10 protein-coding genes are annotated in these 10,334 nt (G+C 36.7%); all 10 read left to right on the top strand.

What is annotated here, in order from left to right:
• Positions 1-87 precede the first annotated feature (87 nt).
• The 10 genes from ADJ83_RS01125 (at position 88) to argJ (ending at position 10,333) form a co-directional block, all read left to right on the top strand.
• Positions 88-867, top strand: coding sequence for an alpha/beta fold hydrolase (locus ADJ83_RS01125; RefSeq protein ID WP_031538180.1), 780 nt, complete (start codon positions 88-90; stop codon positions 865-867).
• A 127-nt stretch (positions 868-994) separates the two neighbouring features.
• Positions 995-1,303 (top strand): metal-sulfur cluster assembly factor, encoded by a 309-nt coding sequence (locus ADJ83_RS01120; protein WP_031538181.1) that lies wholly within the window; start codon positions 995-997, stop codon positions 1,301-1,303.
• 117 nt (positions 1,304-1,420) lie between these two features.
• Positions 1,421-2,434 (top strand): GTP 3',8-cyclase MoaA, encoded by a 1,014-nt coding sequence (gene moaA, locus ADJ83_RS01115; RefSeq protein WP_031538182.1) that lies wholly within the window; start codon positions 1,421-1,423, stop codon positions 2,432-2,434.
• A gap of 40 nt (positions 2,435-2,474) precedes the next feature.
• A complete protein-coding gene (gene glp, locus ADJ83_RS01110) occupies positions 2,475-3,743 on the top strand; it encodes a gephyrin-like molybdotransferase Glp (protein WP_031538183.1) in 1,269 nt (422 codons plus the stop codon).
• Positions 3,744-3,800: 57 nt separating this feature from the next.
• Complete coding sequence (locus tag ADJ83_RS01105; RefSeq protein WP_031538185.1) at positions 3,801-4,523, top strand: FadR/GntR family transcriptional regulator; 723 nt, start codon at positions 3,801-3,803, stop codon at positions 4,521-4,523.
• Positions 4,524-4,679: 156 nt separating this feature from the next.
• Entirely contained in the window at positions 4,680-5,399 is a 720-nt protein-coding gene (locus tag ADJ83_RS01100; protein WP_031538186.1) for a (Fe-S)-binding protein, read from the top strand.
• A 20-nt stretch (positions 5,400-5,419) separates the two neighbouring features.
• Positions 5,420-6,850, top strand: coding sequence for a LutB/LldF family L-lactate oxidation iron-sulfur protein (locus tag ADJ83_RS01095; protein WP_031538187.1), 1,431 nt, complete (start codon positions 5,420-5,422; stop codon positions 6,848-6,850).
• A complete protein-coding gene (locus ADJ83_RS01090) occupies positions 6,847-7,563 on the top strand; it encodes a LutC/YkgG family protein (protein ID WP_031538188.1) in 717 nt (238 codons plus the stop codon). Before ADJ83_RS01095 ends, ADJ83_RS01090 begins: the two co-directional genes overlap by 4 nt.
• Positions 7,564-8,041: 478 nt before the next feature.
• The gene (argC, locus tag ADJ83_RS01080) at positions 8,042-9,076 is read left to right on the top strand and encodes an N-acetyl-gamma-glutamyl-phosphate reductase (protein ID WP_031538192.1); all 1,035 of its coding nucleotides are present in this window, start codon (positions 8,042-8,044) and stop codon (positions 9,074-9,076) included.
• A 12-nt stretch (positions 9,077-9,088) separates the two neighbouring features.
• Entirely contained in the window at positions 9,089-10,333 is a 1,245-nt protein-coding gene (argJ, locus tag ADJ83_RS01075) for a bifunctional ornithine acetyltransferase/N-acetylglutamate synthase (protein WP_031538193.1), read from the top strand.
• Position 10,334 lies beyond the last annotated feature (1 nt).

The raw sequence follows: 10,334 nt of genomic DNA, 5'->3' as shown, positions 1-10,334 counted from the left end.
CATCAGTGGGGGAAGGCATCCCACTGATGAAAGTTTCACTTTATTGTACATGAATTATTTATTTTTTCCAAAAAGGAGGGGCGAGAGATGATTCTGGTTGAAAAATTACATATAGAAGAAATTCCAGTTTTGCATATTGTAAAAAAAGACCACTATGATCAAAAACGACCATATATTCAATTTACACACGGCTTTACCAGTGCAAAGGAGCATAATCTCCATTTTGCCTATCACTTAGCAGAGAAGGGATTTCGCGTTGTTCTCCCTGATTGTTTATATCACGGAGAACGAGAGCAGGGATTATCCTCTATGGAATTATCGATGAATTTCTGGCATATTGTGATGAAAACGATTGATGAAATGCAAGAGATAAAAAATTATTTTAGCAAGAAAGAACTTATTGATGAAAAGTATATAGGTATTGTTGGAACAAGTATGGGCGGGATTGTTACATTAGGTGCATTAAAAAAGTATCCGTGGATTAATACTGCTGTGAGTTTGATGGGAATGCCATATTATGAGAAATTTGCCTACTATACCATTTCTGAAGTGAAAAAAAGAGGCTATGAGCTGCCGCTTAGTGAGAGGGAAATCGAGGAGCTAATTAGGCAATTAGAGGAACTGGATCTAAGCAAGGCACCAGAAGCATTACAGCATCGTCCCCTAATGTTCTGGCATGGGAAGAAGGATGAAGTTGTACCATATTCCTATTCTCATCAGTTTTATGAACATATAAAGCCACTGTATGAGGAAGTACCCGATCGATTAGTATATCTTTCGGAAGAAAATACAGGTCATAAAGTAAGTAGAAGTGCTATGCTGAAAACAGTGGAATGGTTTGAAAAACATTTAGAAGCTGGATTGTAAAAAGAGTGATTCAAATCCTTTTTTCTAGACATCATTATTTGTTATAGTGTTATTATAAAGATAAAATTTCTCTTGAAGAAAATAGGAAATATGCTTGACCATAAATAAATATAAGGGGTGCCTTCACATGAATGAAGAACTAAAAGATAGTATAATGGGTGCACTGGAGCTTGTAATCGATCCAGAACTTGGTGTCGATATTGTAAACTTAGGTTTAGTTTACGATTTGGAGCTTAAAGAAGATGGTCTATTGGTGGTAACGATGACGTTAACAGCAATGGGATGCCCACTTGCAGGTGTTATTGTTGATCAAGTAAAAGCAGCCTTAACCGACATTCCAGAAGTAAGTGATACAGAAGTAAATATTGTCTGGTCTCCAGCTTGGACGAAAGATAGAATGTCAAGATATGCAAAAATCGCCTTAGGCGTGAGATAAGTAGCTAGTATTAAGAAGGGAAACCTTCTTTTTTTCTTTGTTTTTAATATACTGTATATTATGAAAAGTGGTATGATGGTTAAAAGTGAAATTTTTGTGAACGTTTAGTAAGAAGGAGTGAGATTGAATATGAAGGATCAGCTAGATAGACCACTAAGGGATTTGCGCATCAGTGTTATTGATCGCTGCAATTTACGGTGTCAATATTGCATGCCTAAAGAAATTTTTGGTCCAGATTATCCCTTTCTTCCTCCAAGTGAATTATTAACTTTTGATGAGATAGAAAGAATTGCAAAACAGTTTGTTCAGTTAGGTGTCGAAAAAATTAGATTAACTGGTGGAGAGCCATTGTTACGAAAGGATTTGCCTTTGCTAATTGAAAGGCTTGTTCAATTAGAGGGTGTTCATGATATTGCTTTAACTACAAACGGGATTTTTCTTCCAAAATATGCGAATGATTTAAAAAAGGCTGGTCTCAAGCGAGTAAATATTAGCTTGGATAGTATGAATGATGAATTATTTGGGGCTATGAATGGCAGAAATGTAGGCGTCACTCTTGTAAAAAAAGGAATAGAAGCAGCTAAAAAAGCTGGCTTAGGAATTAAAATAAACATGGTAGTAAAAAAAGGGTTGAATGATTCAGAAATAATTCCGATGGCCACCTATTGCAAAGAAAATGAATTAGAGCTTCGATTTATTGAATACATGGATGTTGGTAGCACAAATGGATGGAAGATGAAGGATGTCATTACAAAGAAAGAAATCTATAGGCAATTGCAAGAAAACTTTGACTTAGAGCCGGTAGAGGCCGATTACTTTGGAGAAGTTGCCAAAAAGTATCAATATAAAGATTCCGATGTGCTTGTCGGTTTTATTACTTCCGTTTCTGAATCCTTTTGCACAAGCTGCACAAGAGCAAGGCTATCTGCTAATGGTTATTTATATACATGCCTGTTTAATGAAAAAGGGCATAGTATTCGGGACTTTATTAGAGAAGGCGCAGATGATTCAGCTTTGTCTGCTTTTATCAAGAATATTTGGCGACAACGAACAGACAGGTATTCAGATGAAAGAACAGAAGAAACGGCAAAGCTACGAAAAAAAATCGAAATGTCTTATATTGGTGGCTGATTTTTATTCCATTAATAAATACGTATCAAAGGTGATAATAGTGGTAGAAAGAAGAAATCCGATTTCTGTAATGGAAGCTGTAATGAGAGTAATGAAATTTGCAAAAGAGGGGAAAAAAGAGGAAGTCTCCATTTATGAATGCAATGGAAGGTTTTTATGTGAAGATATTGTAGCGAATCATGATGTCCCTTCCTTTGATCGGTCTGCATATGATGGGTTTGCCATACGCTCTGTTGATTTAAAAGGGGCAAGCAAGGAAAAGCCAATTACATTATCAGTCATTGATGAAATAGGTGCTGGTCAAGTTTGTCAAAAAAGAATTGGAGAATATGAGGCTGTCAGAATTATGACAGGTGCAATGCTACCTAGTGATTGTGATGCAGTAGTAATGTTTGAGGTCGTTAAAGAGGACAGAGAGAATGATCAGCCTTATATTATAATCGATCATGAAGTGGAGAAAGGAACGAATCTTTCTTTTCAAGGAGAAGATGTAAAAAAGGGGAAAGTTCTTGTAGAAAAAGGAACAAAAATTAACCCAGGCATTATGGCGCTTCTAGCTACTTTTGGTTACGAGAAAGTTCCAGTTGCTAAAAAGCCGATTATTGGAATATTTGCTACGGGAACGGAATTATTAGAAGTAGATGAACCGTTAGAAAAAGGTAAAATCAGAAATAGTAATGCCTATATGATAATGGCGCAAATAGAAAGAGCAGGAGCAATACCTGTCTATTTTGGAAAATTACAAGATGTATTTACAGTAAGCTATGAAGCGATGAAGGAAAAACTTGAATCGGTAGACATATTAATTACAACCGGTGGAGTTTCGGTTGGTGACTATGATTTGCTTCCAGCTATTTACAAAGAACTAGGAGCTGAAGTGCTTTTTAACAAAGTTGCGATGAGACCTGGAAGTGTGACAACGGTTGCTCATTTAGATGGCAAACTTTTATATGGTTTATCAGGGAATCCATCAGCTTGCTATGTTGGATTTGAAATTTTTACAAAACCAATCATTAGAAGATATCTCTTTTCTTCCAAACCGCATTTACAATCTGCACCTGCAATATTAGGAGAGGATTTTTTGACAGCCAATGCTTTTACTCGTTTTTTCCGTAGTACAGTTAGTTGGAAAGAGGATGGATTACATACCGTACCAAGTGGTGTAGATAAATCGAATATTGTAACAAGTCTTGCCTTTGCTAATGCATTAACGATCCTTCCTAGCAATTCTACAGGTTATCAAAAGGGGGAGCGTGTAAATGTTCTTTTATTGGAAGAGGAAGAAGGCTCTGAATGGCCCTGGAATTAACAGTGCGAGGGTAAGAACTAGCTGAAGGGGAATTTTTTATTTAAAGGAGGTGAATAGATGGAATTTAAGCAAATAAAACCGAAAAAAATATACGAAGAAGTAGCAGATGCTCTGTGCGAAGCAATAAAAAAAGGACAATTGAAGTCTGGCGAAAAATTAGCCTCTGTTCAGCAATTAGCTGACAACTTTCAAGTTAGTCGTTCCGCAATGAGAGAAGCGCTGACAGCCTTAAAGGCAAAGGGGTTAATTGAACTGAAGCAAGGGGAAGGAACATTTGTAAAAACATATCATCCAGAGGAAGTAGTATTTTCTTTTCCCCAAGCGGTTCTTATGAACAAGAAAGATGTCATGAATTTACTGGAAGTAAGAAGAATGATTGAAAGTGGAGCGGCAAAATCTGCTGCGGAAAACCGCACGAATCAAGACTTAATAGAAATGAAAGCTGCATTAGATAAGATGAGTGCTGCGAATGGAGGAGAGGAATTAGGGGAAGCGGCCGATTTGGAATTTCATCTGTCTGTTGCTAAAGCGACAAATAATGCATTGCTCGTAAATCTATTGATGAATGTATCAGATCTCATGCAAGAAACGATGAAAGAAACAAGGCAAATTTGGTTATATTCAAAGCAGACAACGATGACTCAGCTTTATGAAGAACATTTGCTTATCTATCAAGCTATTTTGCATCAAGAATCAGAAAAGGCAGTTAGTGCCATGACTCAGCATTTGGAAAATGTGGAAGAGATATTAATCAAATATTTTGCTAAAAAGGAGAAGTGACATAAATAGTAGGTGTTTGTTTTTAATCGTTTACTAGAACTATTTAAAGTTTTGAAATCGCTTTAAAAATTTTATTAAGTCATCAGATGACCTGTTCATTAGTGTTCATATGCTTTTAGAAAATGATGGTGTATATCTAGAAAGAGGGGATTTGAAATGAAAGTAACATTATTTGCTACCTGTCTTGTTGATATGTTTCAAAGTGATGTTGGGAAAGCAACAGTTGAATTATTAGAAAGATTAGGATGTGAAATAGATTTTCCGACAACGCAAATATGCTGTGGGCAGCCATCCTATAATAGTGGCTATGTAAAGGAAACGAAGGAAGCGATGAAAACAATGATGAAGACCTTTCAGGATGCAGAATATATTGTCTGTCCGTCTGGTTCTTGTGCCTATATGTTCCATGAATATGAGCATATTTTCAAAGGGGATCCGGTCTGGGAGCCAATCGCAAAAGAGCTTGCCACAAAGACATTTGAATTAACACAGTTTATTGTAGATGTTTTAAAAATAGAAGATGTCGGGGCAACATTTCACGGGAAGGTTACCTATCATACATCCTGTCATATGACAAGATTGCTAGGGGTGAAGGAAGCTCCTATTAAGCTATTAAAAAATGTTCGTGGAGTGGAATATACCGAATTGCCATTAAAGGAGAATTGCTGCGGATTTGGGGGGACCTTTTCGGTGAAAATGGGGCAAATTTCAGAACAGATGGTGGATGAAAAAGTCGCTTGTGTCGAATCAACAAATGCTGAATATTTAGTTAGTGCAGATGCAGGCTGTCTAATGAATATTGGAGGAAGAATGGATCGAAAGGGCAAAGCAATAAAAGCTTTACATATAGCAGAGGTATTAAATAGTCGAGAATAAAATGGGGGGATTTAATAGCTATGTCGATGAAAACAAGCTCACAAAAATTTAAAGAGAGAGTTTCAACAGAATTGGAAAATGAATTTATGCGTGGTGCTGTATCAAAGGCGCAACAAACCATTCAGACAAGAAAAAACACAGTTACAGAGGCAATGGGGAATTGGGAGGAATGGCGGTCCCATGGTGAGGAAATCCGTCAGCATGTATTAGAAAATCTAGATTACTATCTATTTGAACTAAGTGAACAGGTAGCAAAGCGTGGAGGTCACGTCTTTTTTGCGAAAACCGGTGAAGAGGCAAGTAAGTATATTGAACAAGTAGCTGTAGAAAAAAAGGTGAAAAAAGTAGTAAAAGCAAAGTCGATGGTCACAGAAGAAATCTCCTTAAACCAAAAGTTGGAGGAGGCTGGATGCGAGGTTATTGAAACGGATTTAGGAGAATACATTTTGCAGGTGGATGATCATGATCCCCCTTCCCATATCGTTGTTCCAGCCTTGCATAAAAACAAAGAACAAATCCGTGATGTGTTTACAAAAAAACTAAACTATACAAATACGGAAAAGCCAGAAGAATTAGCATGGCATGCAAGACAGGTGCTTCGAAATGAGTACTTAACAGCAGATATGGGGATTACTGGCTGCAATTTTGCTGTAGCAGAAACAGGATCGATTACGCTCGTAACGAATGAAGGAAATGCAGACTTAGTCGCAGCTCTCCCAAAAACACAAGTCGTTGTAATGGGAATGGAACGGATAGTCCCTACTTTTTCCGAAATGGAAGTTTTGGTTGGGATGTTAACGAGAAGTGCTGTTGGGCAAAAGCTAACGAGTTATGTAACAACACTAACTGGGCCAAGAGAAGAGGGAGATGTGGACGGACCAGAGGACTTTCATCTAGTTATTGTGGATAATGGCCGCTCGGATATACTTGGCGGAGAGTTCCAATCTGTTCTGCAATGTATACGTTGTGCAGCATGTGTAAATGTTTGTCCTGTATACAGACAGGTTGGTGGACATTCATACGGCTCCATATACTCTGGACCAATTGGGGCAGTTCTTTCTCCTTTGTTAGGTGGCTATGAAGAGTATAAGGAGTTGCCGTATGCTTCGACTCTTTGCGGAGCATGTACAGATGCGTGTCCTGTTAAAATTCCTCTACATGAATTGTTGCATAAGCATAGACAAGTAATTGTCGAAAAGGAAGGAAAAGCACCAATTTCTGAAAAAATGATTTTTAAAGCTTTTGGTATTGGAGCATCTTCCCCAAAACTATATAATATTGGATCTAAAATGGCTCCTGCAGTGACAAAGCCATTAGCAAAAGGCGATAAAATTACCAAAGGTGTTGGCATGTTAAAAGAATGGACAGATATTCGCGATCTTCCTGCACCAAATAAAGAAAGATTCCGTGATTGGTTCAAGAATCGAGAGAAAGGAGAAGATAAAAAATGACAGGGACAATCGAGAACAGGGAAGCTTTTCTTGAAACAATTGCTTCTAAATTAGGCAGACAAAGAAAAACGAAGTTAGAAAAACCTCGTTGGGCCTATCAGCCACAAGAAGAGGTACTTAAAGAGGCATCGAAGGATGAACTGGTTGAGGTTTTAAAATCGCAATGTACGCTTATTCATACAGATTTAGTCATTACTTCCCAAAAGGAACTCACCAATACACTGCATCATTTCATTAAAGAGTATGGTGGCGGAAATATTGTTACTTGGAAGGATGTTCGATATCAACAGTATGGACTCGAGGAATTATTTAACGAAAAGCTACCCAAAGAAGAAATCGAGGTATTTGAGTGGGACCCAATATTAGGAAAAGAGAATATTGAAAAGGCAGAGAAAGCAAATATTGGAATTACGATAAGTGAAATGACTTTAGCAGAATCAGGTACAGTTGTTGTTTATAGTGGAAAAAATCGTGGAAGAACGGTCAGTTTTTTACCTATAAACAGTGTGGTTATTATTCCAAAAAGCACGATTGTCCCACGAATGACGCAGGCAGCAAAAATCTTAAGAGAAAAAGTACAAAACGGAGAAGTGCTTCCGTCTTGTATTAACTATATTACAGGACCAAGTAACTCAGCTGATATTGAAATGGATTTAGTTGTTGGGGTCCATGGGCCAGTAAAAGCTGTTTATATAGTAGTAGAAGATTTATAAATGAGCTTTTTGTGAAAATTTCTGACACCACTAGATAAATGCCTCATATGATGTTGATGTTGAATCAAGAAATTCTCTATCTTTATGGATTAAAGTGAAGTTTTTTCCATGAAGATAGAGGGCTTAGAATTTTCTCGAGTAGAATGGATACCGGCAGAAATGCATATAGTGTTCGAAGCAAAGGAGAAAGGATTGAAAATAAGCAGATATGATCCAAACAAAAGAAGAAATAATCAAAAAAGCATATACGATCCACACATATTCCAACAATCTTCATCTAAAAATTTTCCACACAAACAATCTAATTAAATTCATTAACCTATTACCTATATTATTATCAGAAAAATAAGAAAACTATTACTTTTATGAAAAAGTGTTGATTTTATGTGCAGTAGTTTTTATAATAAGAGAATCTTAGATTAATAATTATAAATAAAAATGATTAAATATACAATTATTCAATCGGAAGGAGGAAGTCATGAAGGCAGCTATAATTGGTACAACTGGCTATGGTGGTGCGGAATTAATTAGAATTTTGCATAGCCATCCATTATTTACAATTAAGTCTGTACATACAACAAGAGATGAAGTTCCAGTATGGAATGAATATCCCCATTTATTTAATATTATGGAGAATAAATTAGAACAAATTAATCCAGAAAAAATAGCAAAAGAATGTGATATTGTTTTTTTTGCTACTCCTACAGGTGTATCTGGAAGATTGGTTCAAGAATTCGTAGATAAAGAAATACAAATGGTCGATTTATCTGGGGATCTTCGATTAAGGAATACAGATGATTATCAAAAATGGTATCAAAAAGAACCTGTTTCAGCTGAACTTGTCAATAGTTTTGTATATGGTCTTTCCGAATGGAATAAAGAAAATATAGCTTCTAGTAAGAGAATTTCGAACCCAGGATGCTATCCCACTGCAACTCTATTAGGATTAGCACCAGTAGTGAAAGAAAATATGATTTTACCAAATAGTATCATTGTTGATGCGAAATCTGGTATATCGGGAGCGGGAAGGAGTCCGTCTAGGGCTAATATGTTTGCTGAAATGAGTGAAAATTTTAAAATTTATAAAGTGAATCAACATCAGCATATTCCCGAAATAGAGCAACAATTAGCTGAATGGAATTCTGAGATGAAAGCTATTACTTTTTCAACTCATCTGCTGCCGACAAGCAGGGGGCTAATGGCAACTATATACGCGACATTAAATAAAATGGTCACAAATGATTATTTGCATGATTTATATATGGAAATGTATAAGAATAGTCCTTTTGTGCGAGTGAGACCACTTCATACCTATCCTTCCATTAAAGAAGTAACAGGTTCCAATTATTGTGATATTGGAATAAATGTGGATGAACGTACAGGAAGGTTAACGATTGTATCCGTTATTGATAATTTAATGAAAGGGGCTGCGGGTCAGGCCATTCAAAATGCAAATGTGATGAATGGCTATGAAGAAACAACTGGATTACAGTTTCTTCCGCTTTACCCATAAGGAGGAGCCTACGTGCAGGTTATTAACAATATTCATGAACATTCATCACATATTGAAGTAATAAAAGATGGAAATATCGTCACTCCGATTGGCTTTAAAGCTGCTGGTGTGCACGCAGGACTTCGATATAACAAAAAAGATATTGGCGCCATTATAAGTGAAGTTCCAGCAAATTGTGCTGCCGTATATACAACAAGTCATTTTCAAGCTGCACCTTTAAAAGTAACGCAAGAATCTATTGCAAAGGAAAAGCAAATACAGGCAGTGGTAGTTAATAGTGCATGTGCAAATGCATGTACAGGAGAGAAAGGCTTAAAGGATGCCTATCAAATGAGAAAAATGATGGCAGACTATCTTCATATTAAGGAAGAATATGTTGCTGTTTCATCTACAGGTGTAATTGGTGAATATTTACAAATGGATAAAATTGAAAAAGGCATTAAAAACTTCGATTTTAATGCCACGCTGAAAAATGCCGAAGCCTTTCAAGAGGCAATTCTTACTACTGATACAGTAATGAAGAAATGCTGTTTTGCCGCTACTATCAATGGGGTTACGGTAACAATGGGAGGAACAGCAAAAGGATCGGGGATGATACATCCTAATATGGCAACAATGCTTGGCTTTATTACGACAGATATAAATATTTCGTCTGAAGTACTACAAGGTGCTTTAAGTAAAGTTATTCCAACCACTTTTAATCAAATTACAGTGGATGGAGATACCTCAACAAATGATACAGTGTTAATTATGGCAAATGGAATGGCGAAAAATGAATCACTTACAGAAGATCATCCTGATTACCCAATCTTTTTGGAACTGCTTGCTACATCATGTGAGAGTCTTGCTAAGCAGATTGCAAAAGATGGTGAAGGAGCAACGAAGCTTGTGGAGGTAAAAGTTTCAGGAAGTAATAATGACGATGAAGCACGTGTTATTGCCAAACAAATTGTTGGATCCAACTTAGTAAAAACCGCAATTTATGGGTCAGATGCTAACTGGGGAAGAATTATCACTGCTATCGGTCAAACCAAAACTTCAGTAAATCCTGAAAGAGTAGATATAGCGATTGGGGATATCATTATGCTCAAGGAAAGTGAGCCACAATCCTTTTCAGAGCAAGCGGCAATCAATTACTTAAATCAGGATTTCATTCAGATATTTGTAGATCTGCATAATGGAGATGGCGAAGGAAAAGCATGGGGCTGCGATTTATCTTATGATTATGTCAAGATAAATGCTAGCTACAGAACCTGAG

The organism is Bacillus sp. 522_BSPC (assembly GCF_001076885.1).
Classification (GTDB): domain Bacteria; phylum Bacillota; class Bacilli; order Bacillales; family Cytobacillaceae; genus Niallia; species Niallia hominis.
This window is presented reverse-complemented; position numbering and strand designations above follow the sequence as displayed.